This window comes from Gordonibacter pamelaeae 7-10-1-b (assembly GCF_000210055.1).
GTDB lineage: Bacteria > Actinomycetota > Coriobacteriia > Coriobacteriales > Eggerthellaceae > Gordonibacter > Gordonibacter pamelaeae.
In genome coordinates this window covers 999,672-1,017,382 of the sequence record NC_021021.1, presented here as the reverse complement: position 1 = coordinate 1,017,382, position 17,711 = coordinate 999,672, and the positions used below count along the sequence as shown (strand labels likewise).

The window sequence follows — 17,711 nt, the reverse complement described above, 5'->3', positions numbered from 1 at the left end:
CGGCGGCGCGCGCGGTGGTGGAGCGCCCGTGCGCGCTCGGGCTGGGGGCGATGGCGCTGCCCTCGGTCTCCGTTTCCTTGGAGAAGCCCAAGCGGATGCTCACGTACTCGCTCACCAGCAGCACCAGCAGGATGCACATCACAATGAGGTAGCCGATAACCGCGCCCGGCAGCCCGGTGAAGTTCACCAGCAGCAAGGGCACGAACAGCGAGAACCCGAACGTGATGATGTAGAGCTTCGTCACGGCGCGCTGTCGCCGCAGAACGGTGATCACCTGGTACAGGAAGTCGATGGCCGCCGTCACGCCGCCCGCGGCGATCATGATGAACGGAAGGCCGCGGAACTGCTCGAAGTCCAGCCCGTACAAGAAGCTCATGACGGGAATGCCGATCCATCCCATGACAAGGGCCGTCGCTCCCGTGTAAGCCACGATGATCACCATGATAAGGACGATGATCAGGTCGAACTTCCGCCGCTTCTCGGGGTCGCTCCACGCCTCGGCCATGCGCACGAGGAGCGGCTTGTAAATGAGCCCGATAGTCAGCAATATGCCCTGCGCCGGAAAGTACAGCGCGTTGAAGTACAGCTGGTTGTCGTAGGAGAGCACGCCCTCCATGACGAACTTCGGCATGTTGTCGATGAGCGCGTACAGAAACAGCGCCAAAAACAGGGGGAAGCACTGCTTGAACAGCCGCGCGACGCTGGAGGGGCTCACGCGGCGCGATTTCGGCGTTTCGAACAGGGCCAGAGGGAACGTGAGCACCACGAACGACAGGGCCGCGGCCACGGCCATGACGATGCACGCCACCGGCAGGTTGCGGGTGATGAGCAGGCAGAGAGAGAACGCCACGAGCACGACGACCGAGCGGAACGCCTGCGAGGCGCCGGCCAGGTACAGCTTGTCCACCTGCTGCAGCCGCCCTTCGTACACGTCGGCCAGGCCGTCCACCATCTTGTACACGTATACGCCCAGGCTGATGGTGAACATGTCCTGCGCGTACCCGCGTATCGAGCAGTACGCCACGCCTACTGCCACCATGAGGGCGCAGGTTATCCAGCGGTTCAGCTGGTAGTCCGAGAAAGAGTGCGCCTCGTCAAGGTCCGACACCTGGTAGGTGCGCACGCCGTAGTTGGCCAGGAACATGAGCAGCATGCCCGTGACGAACGCCATGGAGAACATGCCGGCCTGCTCCACGCCCACCAGCTGCGTGACCACCACGGTGAGCACGGGGAACACCATGCCCCATGCGCCGATGCCCAGGGAGTTCCACACGTAGTCGCGTGTGGTGCGGTGCGCGGCGTACTGCTCCTCCTGGGCGGCCAGCGAGCGCTCCGACACGGCACCGAGCAGCCGGTTGCACCAGTGGTTCACCGTGCGCGTGACGAAGTTGGGCTTGCGGGGCTTGCGCGCCTTGGCGTCGCGGGCTCCCCGTCCGGTTTGGTCGCGGCCGCTCTCGCCGAGCGATGCATTGTTGCGCGTTCGGGCGTGATCGCCCTTCGCGACGGCCTCCGTCGAAGGCCGGCCGTGCTTGCCGCGCGCGACGTCCTCGCCGGATGCCGGCACGACGTTTGCAGTCTCGCCTGAATCGACGGGCGGCTGGCTCGTTGTCGGGCGTTTCCTGCCGTACGCGGGGCGGTCCATCACGGTGTTCGCCAACTCCTTCGCATGCCTCTTCGTCCGATCTCTCTTCGAGCATTATATAGTTCGCGCACGGCCGCGCCTCTAAGATTCATAGCAGCAGCAAACGGCGAGGTGGGGCGGTGCTGGGAAGGAGCGGGGAGAGGCGCGATGCTGCGGGATGCGGCGGTGGGGTGCAGCGTTTTTCCCCGAGAGATGTCAGAAAATAACCGGTTTGGCAATCGCTTTTGCAGCAAACAGCGCCCAGCACAAGGCGAGTCGCAGCATTTCGCCTGGTCGAGTATCGCGCTGTAGAAAAGAACCCGATGCCAGGATTGCCAAACCGGTCGTTTTTTGGCACAGACAGCCGGAAAAGCGTCATTTCCCGTGGAGCGCCCCCATCGGGTGGTGGTGGCGCGCGGAACGCGGCACGTGCGAAGTCGCCCCCTTGTGGAGCTCTTCGCGCACGGCCGTGCCTCTATGACTCATGGCGGCAGCAAACGGCGAGGTGGGGCGGTGCTGGGGGCGGGCCGGTAGGTGCGCGAAGGCGGACGCGTCGCCCGACAGCAGGTCGATGAGCGGGCAGATACCCACTTGCTGAATATTGGGGCAGGCGGACGGGCGTGTTGCTGCTTAGACGCGGCGGCCGCGCTATACTGGCACGATCATATGCAAGCAGAGAACGGGAGAAGGCATGATCGAGGTACTCTGGCACGGCCGCGGTGGGCAGGGTGCGTTCACAGCGGCGCGGCTGCTGGGTGCGGCGGCGTCGATGGCCGACGGGAGGCACGCGCTGGCGTTTCCCTCGTTCGGGCCCGAGCGGCGTGGCGCGCCCATGCGCGCGTTCACCAAGATGGACGACGTGCCCATCGGCGACCGCAGCGCCGTTGCGCAGGCTGACTACGTGGTGTACTTGGACGACACGCTGCTCGGCGACGGGTGGGAGTGCGAGCTTAAGCCCGGCGGGCTGGTGCTGGCGAACAGCACGCGCACGTTCGACGACCCGCGCATCGTGGCGCTTGACGCCGACGGCATCTCGACCGCCGTCCTCGGTCGGCCTATCCCCAACACGGTGTTCCTGGGTGCGCTGGCGGCGCTCTGCGACCGGGTGGAGTTGGCCGACGTGGAGGAGGCCGTCCGTCAATATATGCCTGCGAAGCTGCATGCGAAGAACATCGAGATCGTGCAGGCGGCGAGGGAGGCCGTCTCCCGTCGCGACGAAGGCGGGTCGGCTCGTCGTCCTGAGCGGGTGGAGCAAGCCGAAGGGTCCCCTGTGGCGTCGGCGGAAAATACCGCGACGGCGCCCCAGCGTCCCGCATCCCGCATCCCCACGCTGCGCTCCGGCGCGCTCGACCCTGCCGAGTTCGCGCATTCCACGTGCTTCGAAGGCGGCTACCTCACGGTGAAGAACGCGGGCTGGCGCAACATCCGCCCTGTGATCGACGCCGCCGTCTGCACCGGCTGCCTTCAGTGCTACCTCTACTGCCCGGATGGGGCGGTTTATAAAACAAGCAGGTCAGATGCGGTCAACGAGGGTTCGTGTGGCGCTTCAGATTGCAGCGAAAGCTTTCCGAAGCGTGCTTCTGCACGTGAGGAAAGCTTGGAGCTGCAAGATGGAGTGCCACACGAAGCCGCAGCGTCGGGTCGTTCCGCCGTTCGTCAGAACGGCGGAATCGAGATCGATTACGACTTCTGCAAGGGGTGCGGCGTGTGCGCGAAGGCGTGCAGGTTCGGCGCCATCACGATGATCCCCGAAAGCGAGGCGGATGCCCGATGAAGCGGTTCCTTTCCGGCGACGAGGCCCTCGCCGAGGGCGTGCGGCTGGCGCGCCCGCAGGTCATCTCCGCGTATCCCATCACGCCGCAGACGGTGGTGGTGGAGCGCCTGAGCGAGATGGTGGAGGACGGCTCGCTCGCCGCCGAGTACGTGCATGTGGAGTCCGAGCACTCGGCGCTCTCGTGCGCCATCGGCGCGTCGGCCACGGGCGCGCGCACGTTCACGGCCACGTCGAGCCAGGGCCTGCTGTACATGGCCGAGTGCCTGACCTACGCGTCGGGCGGCCGCTTCCCCATCGTCATGATGAACGCGAACCGCGCGACCGCCCTGCCGTGGAACATCTACGGCGACCAGCGCGACTCTCTCTCGCTGCTCGATCACGGCTGGATCCAGGTGTACGCCGAGAACAACCAGGAGGCGCTCGACCTGGCCCTCATGGCCTACGCCGTGGCCGAGGACCCCGCCGTGCGCACGCCGGTGATGGTGAACCTGGACGGCTTCGCGCTCACGCACACCTACGAGACGGTGGACGTTCCCACGCCCGAGCAGGCCGACGCGTTCCTGCCGCCCTACGACGGCGCGGGCAACAGCTTCGACTTCGAGAACCCGGTGAGCATCGGCTTCTCGGCGGGACCGGACTACGATCGCTACTTCAAGTACTGGGAGCATCGCGACATGCTCGAGGCCGCGCCGCGCGCCATCAAGGAGGCGGAGGCGCGCTTCGCCGAGGTGTTCGGGCGGCGCTATTCCGGCATGATCGAGTGCGTGGCCTGCGACGATGCCGACGTGGTGCTGGTGACGCTCGGTTCGGTGGCAGGCCTCGTGCGCGGCGTGGTGGAGAGGCTGCGCGCCCAGGGCGTGCGCGCCGGCATGCTGCGCATCCGCTACTTGCGCCCGATGCCGAGCGTGCTCGTGGCCACCGCGCTTGCAGGCGCGAAGGCCGTGGGCGTGCTGGAGAAGGACGTCTCGTTCGGCGCGGAGGGCACGGTGTACACCAACGTGAACTCGGCGCTGCAGCAGGCAGGCGCACGCGTTCCCACGTACAACTTCATCGGCGGCCTCGGCGGCGACGACATCTCGGAAGCGCAGGTGGAAGGCATGTTCCGCGCGCTCGCGCAGGCGGCTGACGGCACGCTCGACCTGCCGCACGTGTCGTTCTTGGGGATCGACTCGCCAGCGGACGCCGTCTCGGAAGGAGGTCGATAGCCATGGTCGTCAACGTCAAGAACATGATCGACGACGAGCTGTTCTTCGGGCACAAGGCGTGTGCGGGCTGCGGCGGGTCGCTCGCCCTGCGCGCCGCACTCAAGGTGCTGGGGCCGAACGCCGTGGCCGCGCTGCCCGCGGGCTGCATGAGCGCCGTCGGGTTCAACTTCCCGCAGCTCGCCTTCGCCAACAACGCCATGATCACGCCCTTCGCCGCCACGGCCAGCGTGCTCACCGGCATCGAGGCTGGCCTGCGCGCGCAGGGCAAGAAGCCCGACGACTGCACGGTGGTGGGCTTCGCCGGCGACGGCGGCACGGCCGACATCGGGCTGCAGGCGCTCTCGGGCGCCATCGACCGCAACGACGACGTGCTCTACATCTGCTACGACAACGAGGCGTACATGAACACGGGCATCCAGAAGAGCTCGCTCACCCCGTTCGGCGCCAAGACCACCACCACGCCGGCCGGCAGCAACGTGCACGGCTGCCTCACGCAGAAGAAGAACCTGTTCGAGATCGTGGCCGCGCACGGCATCCCCTACGCCGCCACGGCGAGCGTCGGCTACCTGAACGACTTCATCCGCAAGGTGGAGCGGGCGCGCGACGTGCACGGCACGCGCTACATCCACGTGATCGCCCCGTGCCCCACCGGCTGGGGCTGCGGCGTGGACGAAACCGTGGACATCGCGAAGGACATCGTGGATACGGGGCTCTGGTACCTCGCCGAGTACGAGGGCGAGCGGGTGTCCGGCCAGCCCGGCGGCCGCTTCCGTCTGAATCGCGACCCGAAGCAGTTCGCCAGCGTTCCGGCCTACCTGCGCCGCCAAGGCCGCTTCCGCGCGTTTTCGGACGACGAGGTTGCCGCCGTCGAGCAGGGCCGAGACGCGAAATGGGAGGTCATGCGCAGGGAATGGCGCGGCTGACATCCGGGTCGTGCAGCGGAAACAACGAAGGGGGAGGGGCCATGCGCTTCATCGTTTCGCCGGCCAAGAAGATGAGCGTCGTCGATGACTCCTTTGCGTGCCGCAGCCTGCCGCAGTTCATCGACGATGCGGAGCGGTTGCTCGGCGCGTTGCGCGCGCTGTCGTACGACCAGGCGAAGGAGCTCTGGGGATGCAGCGACGCGCTGGCGGAGCTCAACTTCGAGCGGGTACGTACCATGGACCTGCGGGCCGAGGGCGCGCTGACGCCGGCGGTGGTTGCCTACGAGGGCATCCAGTACCAGCACCTGGCGCTGCGCGTCATGGACGAGGCGCAGCTGGCCTACGTGCAGGAGCACCTGCGCATCCTCTCGGGCTTCTACGGCGTGCTGCGCCCCCTTGACGGCGTGGTGCCGTACCGCCTGGAAATGCAGGCGAAGCTAGCCGCGGGCGACGCGCCCGACCTCTACGCCTTCTGGGGCGACCGCCTCTACCGCACGCTTGCCGATGAAACCGACGTCATCGTGAACCTTGCATCCGTCGAATACGCCAAGGCCGTCCTCCCGCACGCTAAGGCGGCGGGTATGCGGGCGCCGCGCATCGTCACCTGCTTGTTCGGCACGATCGACGCACAAGGTCGTCTCAAACAGCGCGCCACCGCCGCGAAGGCCGCCCGCGGCTCCATGGTGCGCTGGTGCGCCGAGCACAACGTCCAGCATCCCGAGGGCTTGTGCGCCTTCGACCAGCTCGGCCACGTCTACGACGAGGCCCGTTCCACCGACGACTGCCTCGTGTTCGTGCAGGGTCGAGCTTGCGGGACCCTGCCACGGCTTCGTTAGGCGGTTCCTAGAGAACTTCATCTCGCCGGGAGTGTTTCCGAACGATTCCATTTGGATCCTTCGCCCGTGTCGGCAGCGACCTTCTGCAAAGTTGCGCAACCCGCGCATGCGCCTCAACAGGCTATAGTGCGATAAAGGGAGGCTCCCGTAAACTAAACGGCCCGCATGATCGGCCATAACTCCAGAGCAACTAAAGCGGTTCGCGTGCAACCGCCTGCGTTGGCGTCCCTTGCTTGAAGCGAGCCTGCGTGAGGGTCCCGTACGGAGCGCGCGTCTTGACAGCTGATGGCGCGTCGGCGAAATGGAGGGTGGGTATGCATGTCCATTCTGCACATCATCTCGACTCCTCCGCAGCGCCCCAGCCTTTCCTGTCGATCGAGCTTGTGTCGAGAAACAGCCGTTCAAGCGTGCACGTATGCCGTTTCTCGGACGTGCTTCAGAACCGTGCCTACTGCCTGAAAACGCTGTGTGCGGACGGCCGCTACTTGGAGCATCAGAGAAACCTGCTCGCACGGTTGGTTGCAGGCTCTCGTGAGGGCTTGGCAGGGGGGAGAAGGTCCTGTGCGGTAGCGAGCAGGCGCGCGGCGAAGGGAGGAGCCGCCGACGGCAACGCGGAGGGGAGCGGGGTGCCGGCCTTCAGCGCACGCTTCGCGGCGACCGGGATGCTTCACGACTCGCGTTTGCGCCCTTCGCACGGGAAGTGGCTCTACTTGGTGTCTGCTTGGGCCGAAGGCATTCCCCTTTCCCGCGTTATAGCGCAACGCACTCGCGAGCGTCGGCCGCTTCTGCTGGCGGACTCGTTGTCGCTGCTGCTCGCAGTGGCAATCGACCTGCGCGACCTGGGACGCTGCGGCGGGGTTTCCGGCACCGTCCTCATCCATCAAGACCTGAAGCCCTCGAACATCATCATGGCGACCTCCCCTGTCGAGCGGGCTACCGTCATCGACCTCGATACGGCTTTCTTTCTGGGCGAGCCGACAGATGCCGTGCCCTGCGGCTCATATGGCTACACGGCTCCGGAGGGCATCATGCGCACGCCCGGATGGGAGAACGAGAACCTGGACGTGTTCTCTTTCGGCATCGTGGCGCATGAGGTGCTCACAGGCCGCTGGCCGTACCCTTTTCCGCCGCGCCTGCGCGACGACCTCTCTTTCTGGAAGGCTTACTTTCGCGGGGGAGGCGGTCTGCGCGTCGATCCCCGTCTGCCCGGTGATGTGCGCCAGCTGGTTCGGTCGTGCGTTTCGCTCGATCCTGGCCTGCGCCCGAGCTCGTCCGAACTGATCGAGCAGGTAGGTCGGTTAGCGGCTCTTTATGCTGGTTCCAACGCGTCTTGCTCCCTTGCCGCCTCCGCCGCGCCGCTTCCCACGCCCGTGTCGGCATACCCTCCCCTGCTTGATTTACCGCCCGATGAGCCAAGCAAAAGTGTTGCGCAATAGGCCGACCTCGCCAAGACGAATAACCTAATAACGATTTACCGGTGCAAACGTATGCTTGACAAAGCAGTTGAGATAAAGGGGACAAGGTGCGGCTGACGACGAACACCGAACAGACGCGGTCATTCGACGTGTCGGGCGAGGATCGGGGATGGCACACGGCGTTGTACTATTTTGCCGAGCATATCCGATCGCTCTCGCGCGGCCGGGTGAACCACAAGGTCCTCTATTCCTACCTTGGGACGAACGGCCACTACATCAACCACGACAATCCCACCATCAGGAAGCGCACGGCAGCGGTGCTGTCGCGACTCGTCCACTCGCGACGCTACGTGGAGGACTTCCGCGCCAGCTACGAGAGGAACCCGCAGGTGTTCGACGACGCGGCGCGGCTGCTGTGCGCCGACCTCTGCGATGGCGCCGACTGCAATATCGAAGACCTTGTCTTTTACTTCTGCGGCCCCTTGTGGAACGACGTGCAGCGTGGGTTGGAGCACGAACGCGAGGATGGGCGTGTGGAGTTGCGCCTCGATCGCATTGCAAACGAGATGAGCTCGCTGTTCGCCTGGTGCGGAAAGCAGCCTGCTGCGCGCAGCGAAGATCTGCTGGCCGTGCTTGCGTCCTCGTACTTCCACCTCATGACGTTCGGTTATTTGGACGAGCGCTTCATGTGCGAGCTGGCCGACGAGACGCCCCTCACCATTCCAGAGGGCAATAACGACGATCCGAATCGGGTTGCTCGGCGCGAAGACTGCGCCTGCCTTGTCAAGTACGCAAGCGACGAGCCGGACGCCTTGGACAACTGGTGGACCGTCGTGTCAGCCCATCCGTTCTCCATCGGCCGTTACACCGATTGCGACATCATCGAGACGAACCCCTGCGTTTCTCGCCGGCATTGCCGTATCGTCGGAGAGGGTGGACGATGGCTTCTGGAGGACCAAGGCTCGGTCCATGGGAGCCGCGTGCTGCGCGAGGGTCATGTTGTGTACGACAGCGCTCGCGACGGTGCCGGGTCGTTCGAGCTCGCGTTCGGCGACCGCCTTGTGCTGGCCGGTGCGTCCTCGTACTGGTTCGGAGGCCTGCTCGTCGACGGCTGCCACGCGCGGCGCTGATCGGGGTTCCTGCGGACTCGCAGCCAAGACCCTGGTGCCGCGGGACTTTGATCTGCCTGATCGGCTCGAATTTGCATGGAGAACCCCCGGTGCAGGGGAAAATCACTATAATGGGAGCATTCGCGAATCTGAGGCCCTCCGCGCGGACGCGCGTGGGCGGCATCGCCCTGCTGCGGCACCTGCCCGGCGGGCGAGGACCTGACGAGGAAAGCAGCCATGAAACCTTACAACCCGCATGAGATCGAGCCCCGCTGGCAGAAGGCGTGGGCCGACGCCGACCTGTACAAAGTGACCGAGGACCCCTCTAAGCCGAAGCGTTACGTGCTCGAGATGTTCCCGTACCCCTCGGGCGACATCCACATGGGGCACGTGCGCAACTACACCATCGGCGACGTCATCGCGCGCTACTCCAAGATGCGCGGCTTCGACGTGCTGCACCCCATGGGCTGGGACGCGTTCGGCCTGCCGGCGGAGAACGCGGCCATCAAGCACCACAGCCATCCGGCGAAGTGGACCTATGAGAACATCGACACGCAGAAGGCGTCGTTCAAGCGCATGGGCTTCAGCTACGACTGGGACCGCACCGTGGTGGCGTGCGACCCCGAGTACTACCGCTGGGGCCAGTGGATCTTCCTGCAGATGTGGAAGAAGGGCCTGGTGGAGCGCCGCAACAGCCCCGTGAACTGGTGTCCCAACTGCGAGACCGTGCTCGCGAACGAGCAGGTGACGGAGGGGACGTGCTGGCGCTGCCATGGCGCGGTGGAGAAGCGCGACCTCACGCAGTGGTACCTCAAGATCACCGACTACGCCCAGGAGCTCTTGGACGACCTGGACCAGCTGGACGGCTGGCCTGAGCGCGTCAAGCAGATGCAGGCCAACTGGATCGGCCGCTCCGAGGGCGCGGAGGTCACCTTCACGCTGTGCGGCCCGGACGGCGAGGCGCCGGCGGAGCCCACCGAGGACGACCTCATCACCGTGTTCACCACGCGCCCCGACACGCTGTTCGGCTGCTCGTTCTTCCTGTTGGCGCCCGAGTACAAGGGCCTCATGGACCTCGTGGCCGGCACCGAGTACGAGGCCGGCGTGCGCGAGGTGGTGGAGCAGGCCGCCAAGGTGAGCGCCGTGGAGCGCGCCCAGGGCGACCGCGAGAAGCACGGCGCGTTCACCGGCCGTTACATGGTGAACCCCGTCAACGGCGAGAAGGTGCCCGTGTGGGTGGCCGACTACATCGTGAGCGACTACGGCACCGGCGCGGTCATGGCCGTGCCCTGCGGCGACCAGCGCGACTTCGAGTTCGCGCGCAAGTACGACCTGCCCATCATCCCGATCATCCTCGGCGAGGACGATCCGCTGTTCCCGCAGCTCGATGGCGTGCAGGAGCGCCGCGTGACGAGCGTCGACTGGGAGGCCGCCTACGACGCCGAGGGCGTCCTCGTGCAGTCCGGCAAGTACACCGGCATGACAGGCGGCAAGCACAGCCCGGCTGTGGACGCCATCATCGCCGACCTCGAGGCGCAGGGCCTCGGCCGCACGAAGGTGGAGTTCCGCCTGCGCGACTGGCTCATCAGCCGCCAGCGCTACTGGGGCAACCCCATTCCGGCCGTCCACTGCCCGGAGTGCGGCCTGGTGCCCGTGCCGGAAAGCGACCTGCCGGTGCGCCTGCCCGAGGACATCGACCTGGCCGCCGGCGAGACGCTGGCCACGCACGAGGCGTTCGTGAACACCACGTGCCCTGTGTGCGGCGGCCCGGCCAAGCGCGAGACGGACACCATGGACACGTTCACGTGCTCCAGCTGGTACTACCTGCGCTACACCGACCCGCACAACGACGAGCTGCCGTTCGCGCCCGAGAAGGCGAACCGTTGGCTGCCGGTGGACCAGTACATAGGCGGCATCGAGCACGCCATCCTGCACTTGCTGTACAGTCGCTTCTTCACGAAGGTGCTGCGCGACCTGGGAATGGTCGACTTCGACGAGCCGTTCGCGAACCTGCTGTGCCAGGGCATGGTGAAGGACGAGCACGGCGAGACCATGAGCAAGTCGAAGGGCAACGTCATCGCTCCCGAGGACATGATCGCCGAGTACGGCGCGGACGCCGTGCGCGCGTACATCCTGTTCATGGCCCCGCCCGACAAGGATCTGCTGTGGGACGAGGGCGGCTTGGCCGGCATCTACAAGTTCATGAACCGCGCGTGGCGCATCGTGTGCGACCTGGTGGGCCAGGCCGGCGACGAGACGCTCTACCAGCCGGGCGCGAGCGAGGCCGAGGGCGTCGAGGCGCTCAAGACCCTCGTGCGCGAGCGGCACCGCGTGGCGGGCAAGGTGGTCGACGACTTCGACCGCAACAACTTCAACACCGCCATCGCCGCCATCATGGAGCTGTGCAACGCGGCGGCCGACTACCTGCGCAAGTGCTCGCCCGAGGAGCGTGCGGCCTGCGAGGGTTCCCGCGCTATCGACCCGGAGGTGGCCGAGGTCATCGTGAAGCTCATGGCCCCCATCGCCCCGCACTGGGCCGAGGAGCTGTGGAGCGCGGTGCTGGGCCGCGAGGGCTCCGTGCACACGCAGCCGTGGCCCGAGTTCGACCCCGAGCAGGCCAAGGCCGACGAGGTGGAGCTGGCCGTGCAGGTGAACGGCAAGGTGAAGGCCAAGATCACGGTGGCCGCCGACGCGCCCGAGGACGACGTGAAGGCCGCCGGCCTCGCCGCCGTGGAAGCCGCGCTCGCAGGCAAGGACGTGAAGAAGGTCGTCTTCGTCCCCGGCCGCCTGGTGAACATCGTGGCGAAGTAAGGCGACGCGCAGAAAGAGCCTAAACGGCCTGCGATCAGAAGATCGCAGGCCGTTTTCGTTATGCGGCGACGCTTTCGGTGATGGTGAACAGCGCGGGAAGGTCGGATTCGCCCCGGCTCTCGCGGTGGTCGCGGTAGAGCTCCTCGAAGTCGGCCACCGGCGCGATGACGTAGGACTTCGTCTGCGTGGTGCCATCCTCGAACGTGGCCGTCATTTTGAACGTCGACCGTGCAAGATTGTCGGCGGCTTGGGAGAAGGCCATGGCCCAGAACCGGTTGCTCAGCCGCTCGATTTCCTCGTAGTTCTCGCCGAGCGAGTACATCTGTCCGTCCAATTCCAGCAGCTCTCCCTCAAGCTGCACGGGCACAAACACGCTGCAGTTGACGCGGCGCTCGTCGAGGTCCTGCTCGTCGTAGTCCACGGAGAACGCGGTGCCGTCCTCTATTGTGTAGCCCTCCTCCACGGCGGGGTCGTCTTCACCGTACACGCCGTGCGCCCGGAGGAACTGCTCCTCGTCGTACCACTCGAAGAAAAGGCCGTCGCCTTCCAGCTCGTAGGTTATCGAGGCGATGTGGTCGCCTGTGCAGGTTATGTCGAAGTCGAAGCCGGCGATTATCTGGCCCAGGCCGTCTCCGCTCGCGCTGCCGGGACGGAAAGCGCCCAAGCTCAGCTCCACGGTTTTGCCGGGTTCCTGCTCGGGGTTCTCCGCCGCGTAGGCGGCGAGCGCGAAGAAGTTCCTGTTCGTAGAGACGCTCGCTGCCGAACCTTCCGGGGCGGGTTCGGGCGTGCTCGCAAGAAGCCCTGCGGCGTTCAGCCCAACTGCCAAGGCGACGGCCAAAGCTACCGCGCATCCCCCGGCGACGATCGCGCGCCCCCATCGCCGCCGGGGTGCGGATACGCCCGCCGCCTTCGTGGTTCGCGCCTCGCGCAGCACCGCTTCGCGCACATGGTCGGGCAGCTCCACGCATCCCATCAAATCGTTGTACTCATGCAGGTTCGGCGACGTCATGTCGGGCCTCCTCTTCCAGGTCGAGCTTCAAGCGCTTGCGAGCGCGGTGTAGACGGGTTCTCACCGTGGCGGGATTGCAACGCAGCATCCGAGCAATCTCGTCGAGTGGGTACCCTTCGAAGTAATGCAGGTGTACGATAAGCCGCATGTTCGCCGGCAGGCGGCCTACGGCGTCCCACACTTCGCTTTCCACGAGGCGTGCTGCGGGCGACGAGCCCTTCATCGCCCGTTCGAGATCGGCGTCCGCAGTCGGAACAACGCGGCGTGCCCACGCTGAGCGGCGTAGCTCGTTGCAGCGGTTGATAGCGGTGCGGATGAGCCACGCCTTCAGGTGCTCGCTGTCTTTGAAGGTAGTGCGATCCTTGTGCAGGCGCAAGAACACGTCTTGGGCGACGTCGTCCGCGTCCTGCGGTGAGCGCATCTGGTTAAGCGCGAGACGGTACACCATCGAGCCCCATTGGGCCATGGCGCGCTCGAGGAACGCTTCCGGGCGGTTATGTTCGTTCATGGACATCATCCTCTCTGCACCATAACATGCGGCAGGCGAACGGAATGTTCCCGCAGGGTGAAGTTCATGGCTGCTTGCTGCAATGGTTCGGCCCAAACATGCGACGATCCTTTGAGGCGATGCGCTATCATAGCGGCAAAGTGGCGAAGCGAAGGAGGGCATCATGGGCACGCTGTTCGAGGAGATGCGCATCGGGAGCCTGCGAGCGAAAAACCGACTCGTGAGGGCGGCAACCTACGAGGGGCTGGCCACCGACGACGGGCACCTCACGCCGGAGCTGGCGGCGGTTTGCGAGGAGCTGGCGGCCGGCGGGGCGGGCACCGTCATCTTGGGGTACGCGTACGTGACGCCCGACGAGCAGCCGAACCCGCGCATGCTGGGAATCTACGACGACTCGTTCGTGCCCGAGTACCGCAAGCTGGTGGAACGCCTCCATTCCTACGACGCGCGCGTCGTCTCGCAGATCGTGTACGGAGGCTCCGCAACGAAGCTCGATCCCCCGAGCGCGCGCATCCTGGGTCCGTCGGCGGTGCCCAACCCCAAGACGGGCATCGTCCCCGTCGAGGCCTCGAGGGGCGACATCCGCCTGCTCGTGGAGTCGTTCGCCGCGGCAGCCCGTCGTGCGCGCGACGCGGGGTTCGACGGGGTGGAGCTGCATGCCGCCCACGGCTACCTGCTGAGCCAGTTCCTGAACCCGCAGCTCAACCGCCGGACGGACGAGTACGGCGGCCCTGTTGAGAACCGCGCGCGCATCGTCGTGGAGGCGCTTGCGGCCATCCGGCGGGAGGCAGGCGCGGAATATCCCGTGCTCGTGAAGCTGAACAGCTCGGACGGCGTGGAGGGCGGCCTGACCGAGGACGACAGCCTGGAGGCGGCGCAGCTGCTGGTGGAAGCCGGCGTTTCGGCCATCGAGGTGAGCGGTCCGTGGCGTGCCTGCCGCGCGCGCGATTTCGCCGGCGAGCCGTTCTTCGCCGCCTACGCGCGGCGGCTGGCGCGGGCCGTGCCGGTGCCGGTGATCCTCACGGGCGGCAACCGCCGCGTCGACGCGATGGAGCGCTTGGCCGACGAGGGCATTGCCGGATTCGGTCTGTGCCGTCCCCTCATCTGCGAGCCCGACCTCCCGAAACGCTGGGCGGCCGACCCGCAGGCGGTTCCGCGCTGCGTCTCGTGCAACGGCTGCAGCGCCACGCCGGGCCACCGGTGCGTGCTGCGCTAGCTGGCTGCGCGAGGAGCGGCCGGGCGCCGCAGAGCGTTCTTGCCGGCATCGAGGCATCGGTTCAACCGTTGTTTGTGGACAAGTCCGTGAGATTCGATGGCGGCCGTGTTGCGGCAGCCTGCCGCTTGCGTGCGTTTGCTATCATCAAACCTTATGACACGTAACAAGAAACATGGATGGTTGAGGCGTATGGTCGGGTTCGTGGTCGGGTGCGCGGTCGTTGCGGCGTTGGTCGTGGCGGGAACGAACCTCGCCACGGTTGCCACGACGAAGGACGCCATCGTCGACACCGAGACGGCCGCGGCTTTCGGTGCCGATGCCATCGTGGTGCTGGGCGCCTCCGTGTTCGCCGACGGCACGCCGTCGGGCATCCTCCAGGACCGCCTGGACGACGGCATCGCGCTGTACCGTGCGGGCGCCGCGCCCAAGATGATCATGAGCGGCGACAACTCCACGGTGTCGTACAACGAGGTGAAGGCCATGAAGGACTACGCCATCGCCCAAGGCGTCCCCAGCGAGGATATCTTCTGCGACCATGCGGGCTTCTCCACTTACGAGAGCATGTACCGCGCCAAGCACGTGTTCGGTGCCGAGCGCATCGTGGTGGCCACGCAGACCTACCATCTGTACCGGGCCCTCTACTCCGCCCAGGGTCTGGGCGTCGAGGCCCTGGGCGTGCCGAGCGACTACCACGCCTACAGCAAGCAGACCCAGTACGACCTGCGCGAGATCCCCGCGCGCACGAAGGACTTCTTCAAGACGCTGTTCAAGGCCCCCTCGACCTTCGTGGGCGATCCCATCAGCCTGAACCAGTCGGGCGACGTGACGGACTAGCGCGCCGAAGGGTGACGGGGCGGGCATGCAGCGGGCGCGATGCGCGCCCGTGCTGGCGCCTTGCTACCCGTACCGCTCGATCAGGTCGATGACCTGCTGCTTCGAATGGAGGTCGGTCTTTTCCAATATGCGGCGGATGTGGGTGCGCACGGTGCTCTCGGACACGAAGAGGGCCTCGGCGATCACCTTGGCGGAGCGGCCGCGGGCCAGGAAGGGCAGCACCTCGGCCTCGCGGCGGGTGAGGCCGTAGTCTTCGACGATGGCGGCGTAGAGGGCCTGCTCGGCATCGTCGGCGGCCGTCGGGGTAGGGGCTTCGGGTGCGGCGGGTGACGGTGCCGGTTCCGGTGCTGCGGGAGCGGTCGCGGCTGGCATGGCGGGCGCCCCTCCGACCTGCGGCGGGACTGCCACCCCGTCCAAGTACGCATCGCCCTGGTTTTTGCCGTCGCCTGCCGCCAGGCGGCGCTTGCGGCGCAGCGCGTTGAACAGCCCCAACATGACCAGCACGTACAGCGCGCCGATGGACACGCCCACGATGAGCGCCGACGGCTTGCCCGGCACGAGCGTGATGAGGAACCCGATGCCCATGCCCACCAGGCGCAGCAGCACGGACAGCGAGCGCACGATGCCGCCCACGATGTAGCCCGACACGGCGAAGTCGTAGGAACAGGCCGCCACGAGCGACCAGATGATGACGTCGAACAAGCCGTAGCTGGCGCTCATGATGATGTTGAGCGCCACGGGGTTCGTCTCCCAGAAGAACGGCAGCACGGCGAACAGCACCACGATCACCGGCACGATGATGCGGTAAGCCAGGTCCAGGTTGATGCGCGTGCGCGCGTACAGCACGAGGCCCACGAGCGCCGCAGCCACCGCAAGGTTGGCCACGAGAGGGCTGAGGTGCGCCTCGTTCACCGACCCCACCGAGAACACGGTGAGCTCCCATACGAAGCCGAACAGGCACGAGAGCACCAGGCTGGCCACTATCAACCCCAGCAGCGAGCCCAGCGCGGCAAGCGAGCGGCGCGTCCCGCCCGAGGGCGCGGCGCGACCGTCCGGCTGCTCCGCTCGGCATCGCAGCAGGCATGCGTACGAAGCCAAGGGCAGCGGCAGCATGAGCATGATGGCGGGCACGCCCAGGTTCTCGCTCAAGAGCGACACGGCCAGGAACAACGCAGCGGTGAGCAGGAACGTCACCGGCAGGTAGAACGACGTGCGCGCCGGATGCATGCGCCCGTAGCAGTCGGCCCAGCTTCCCCAGAACAAGCCGTAGCCCACCCCCGCCACCACGGCCCCGCCCAACAGCAGCGGCAGCAGCGCGCCGCCTCCTGCGCGGCCGGCGGCGAACACCAGCAGCAGGCCGGCGACCACGAGCACGGGCAGGGGCCAGATGGGCAGGCGGTCGATGCGCACGGGGTCGTTCTCGACCCAGGCGGCCACGGCCAGCATGGTGGTCATGTTCGCAACGAACGACACGATGACCACCAGCGACTCGTATTCCGGCGTGTTGGCGGAGCCCGATAACAGGATGGAGCTGCGGAACGTGAGCATGCTGCAGGCCCAGAAGAAACCCATGCCCACATGGCGCAGGCGCATCGTCTTCCACACCATGCGCATGCTGCGCCGATCGCGTGCGACGGACACCGGTTCCCCTATCTCGTATGGTGCCGCAGAGGTGACGAGCGCGTAACGCCTTCGCTTCGCCCGTTTCGGCACGTTGCTTTCAACAAAGCGTTTAGCAGGGGAAAGGGGCAAATCATCAATTATTGATGACAACCGTTTCCCGCCTCGCGCCTACGATGGGGGCATCGAGGAAAGGATACCCGCCGTGGACGCGACTTCGAACGTAGTCACCGTATTATCGCTCATTGCGCCTTTGTTTTCCGTTCTCACCGAAGCGGAATACGGCGACGTATCCAAAATCGCCATGCAGCCGGAGATGCGCGATGCGGCAACGATGCTCCTCGATGGGGCGGGCCGGAAAGCAGTGTGCGCGGCCGAGGACGATGCGGCGAGCCCGTTTCCCGACGAGGTGTTCCCAGGCGGAGCCGGAGGCGCCCTCTTCCCGCATCCTTTCGCGCTGCCTTCGTGGGAGGTGCGCTCAACGCTGCAGAACGAGGTGCTCCTTCCCGGCATGCCGCTGGCAGCGCTGCCGGTGGAATCGCTCTACAAGCCGTGGTCGTCCGCACCGGGCAACGCCTTCGGCGCCCAGCGCGGCCTGTACCTGGGCGATGCGGCGCGCCACCTGCAAAGCGTGTACGCGACGCTCCAGATAGAGGTTCCCGCGCATTTCGCCGCCACACCCGACCATCTGGCGCTCACGCTCGACCTGCTGGCCCTGTTTTTGCAGAACGGCAATGCCCAGGCGGCGTCCGACGTCGCCCGCGATCACTTGGACTGGCTGGACGACTACGACGCCGCGCTGTGCCGCAGCGCCGATGGGGCCGCCCGCT

General features: G+C 66.3%; 14 protein-coding genes. 10 read left to right on the top strand and 4 right to left on the bottom strand.

What is annotated here, in order from left to right; translation table 11 throughout:
- Window positions 1-1,642, bottom strand: a 1,642-nt coding sequence (locus GPA_RS04765; RefSeq protein ID WP_231847573.1) for a lipopolysaccharide biosynthesis protein, incomplete at its 3' end; no start/stop codon positions are given.
- A 670-nt stretch (window positions 1,643-2,312) separates the two neighbouring features.
- On the opposite strand from GPA_RS04765, the gene GPA_RS04760 reads away from it, so the two are divergent.
- The 7 genes from GPA_RS04760 (at window position 2,313) to leuS (ending at window position 11,694) form a co-directional block, all read left to right on the top strand.
- Entirely contained in the window at window positions 2,313-3,395 is a 1,083-nt protein-coding gene (locus GPA_RS04760; protein ID WP_015539110.1) for a 2-oxoacid:acceptor oxidoreductase family protein, read from the top strand.
- Entirely contained in the window at window positions 3,392-4,600 is a 1,209-nt protein-coding gene (porA, locus tag GPA_RS04755; RefSeq protein ID WP_015539109.1) for a pyruvate ferredoxin oxidoreductase subunit alpha, read from the top strand. Before GPA_RS04760 ends, porA begins: the two co-directional genes overlap by 4 nt.
- A 2-nt stretch (window positions 4,601-4,602) precedes the next feature.
- Entirely contained in the window at window positions 4,603-5,523 is a 921-nt protein-coding gene (locus GPA_RS04750; RefSeq protein WP_015539108.1) for a thiamine pyrophosphate-dependent enzyme, read from the top strand.
- A 41-nt stretch (window positions 5,524-5,564) separates the two neighbouring features.
- Window positions 5,565-6,359: a peroxide stress protein YaaA gene (gene yaaA / locus GPA_RS04745; protein WP_015539107.1), complete on the top strand. Its 795-nt coding sequence runs from the start codon at window positions 5,565-5,567 to the stop codon at window positions 6,357-6,359.
- An 800-nt stretch (window positions 6,360-7,159) separates the two neighbouring features.
- Window positions 7,160-7,795: a protein kinase domain-containing protein gene (locus tag GPA_RS18915; RefSeq protein WP_167536602.1), complete on the top strand. Its 636-nt coding sequence runs from the start codon at window positions 7,160-7,162 to the stop codon at window positions 7,793-7,795.
- 86 nt (window positions 7,796-7,881) lie between these two features.
- A complete protein-coding gene (locus GPA_RS04735) occupies window positions 7,882-8,904 on the top strand; it encodes an FHA domain-containing protein (protein ID WP_041239105.1) in 1,023 nt (340 codons plus the stop codon).
- 216 nt (window positions 8,905-9,120) lie between these two features.
- A complete protein-coding gene (gene leuS, locus GPA_RS04730) occupies window positions 9,121-11,694 on the top strand; it encodes a leucine--tRNA ligase (RefSeq protein WP_015539106.1) in 2,574 nt (857 codons plus the stop codon).
- A 58-nt stretch (window positions 11,695-11,752) separates the two neighbouring features.
- Here the strand turns inward: leuS and GPA_RS04725 are convergent, their stop codons facing one another.
- On the bottom strand, window positions 11,753-12,703 hold the full coding sequence (locus tag GPA_RS04725; protein ID WP_015539105.1) for a hypothetical protein: 951 nt from the start codon (window positions 12,701-12,703) through the stop codon (window positions 11,753-11,755).
- On the bottom strand, window positions 12,681-13,220 hold the full coding sequence (locus tag GPA_RS04720) for an RNA polymerase sigma factor (RefSeq protein WP_015539104.1): 540 nt from the start codon (window positions 13,218-13,220) through the stop codon (window positions 12,681-12,683). The genes GPA_RS04725 and GPA_RS04720 overlap by 23 nt, the downstream gene beginning before the upstream one ends.
- A 154-nt stretch (window positions 13,221-13,374) precedes the next feature.
- On the opposite strand from GPA_RS04720, the gene GPA_RS04715 reads away from it, so the two are divergent.
- Together GPA_RS04715 and GPA_RS04710 are read left to right on the top strand one after the other, a co-directional pair.
- Complete coding sequence (locus GPA_RS04715) at window positions 13,375-14,427, top strand: NADH:flavin oxidoreductase (RefSeq protein ID WP_015539103.1); 1,053 nt, start codon at window positions 13,375-13,377, stop codon at window positions 14,425-14,427.
- A 189-nt stretch (window positions 14,428-14,616) separates the two neighbouring features.
- A complete protein-coding gene (locus GPA_RS04710; RefSeq protein ID WP_015539102.1) occupies window positions 14,617-15,261 on the top strand; it encodes a SanA/YdcF family protein in 645 nt (214 codons plus the stop codon).
- Window positions 15,262-15,324: 63 nt separating this feature from the next.
- Here the strand turns inward: GPA_RS04710 and GPA_RS04705 are convergent, their stop codons facing one another.
- Complete coding sequence (locus GPA_RS04705) at window positions 15,325-16,875, bottom strand: helix-turn-helix transcriptional regulator (protein WP_015539101.1); 1,551 nt, start codon at window positions 16,873-16,875, stop codon at window positions 15,325-15,327.
- A gap of 211 nt (window positions 16,876-17,086) precedes the next feature.
- Between GPA_RS04705 and GPA_RS18910 the strand changes: the two genes are divergently transcribed.
- Window positions 17,087-17,711: molecular chaperone TorD family protein (locus GPA_RS18910; protein ID WP_049784010.1), on the top strand; the 625-nt coding region annotated here is incomplete at its 3' end.

Excerpts from the sequence above, each read along its gene's own strand:
- GPA_RS04750 (WP_015539108.1), top strand. The coding sequence starts at position 4,603 with ATGGTCGTCAACGTCAAGAACATGATCGACGACGAGCTGTTCTTCGGG.
- GPA_RS04725 (WP_015539105.1), bottom strand. The coding sequence starts at position 12,703 with ATGACGTCGCCGAACCTGCATGAGTACAACGATTTGATGGGATGCGTG.
- porA (WP_015539109.1), top strand. The coding sequence starts at position 3,392 with ATGAAGCGGTTCCTTTCCGGCGACGAGGCCCTCGCCGAGGGCGTGCGG.
- leuS (WP_015539106.1), top strand. The coding sequence starts at position 9,121 with ATGAAACCTTACAACCCGCATGAGATCGAGCCCCGCTGGCAGAAGGCG.
- GPA_RS04715 (WP_015539103.1), top strand. The coding sequence starts at position 13,375 with ATGGGCACGCTGTTCGAGGAGATGCGCATCGGGAGCCTGCGAGCGAAA.
- GPA_RS04705 (WP_015539101.1), bottom strand. The coding sequence starts at position 16,875 with ATGCGCATGGTGTGGAAGACGATGCGCCTGCGCCATGTGGGCATGGGT.
- yaaA (WP_015539107.1), top strand. The coding sequence starts at position 5,565 with ATGCGCTTCATCGTTTCGCCGGCCAAGAAGATGAGCGTCGTCGATGAC.
- GPA_RS04760 (WP_015539110.1), top strand. The coding sequence starts at position 2,313 with ATGATCGAGGTACTCTGGCACGGCCGCGGTGGGCAGGGTGCGTTCACA.
- GPA_RS04710 (WP_015539102.1), top strand. The coding sequence starts at position 14,617 with ATGGTCGGGTTCGTGGTCGGGTGCGCGGTCGTTGCGGCGTTGGTCGTG.
- GPA_RS04720 (WP_015539104.1), bottom strand. The coding sequence starts at position 13,220 with ATGATGTCCATGAACGAACATAACCGCCCGGAAGCGTTCCTCGAGCGC.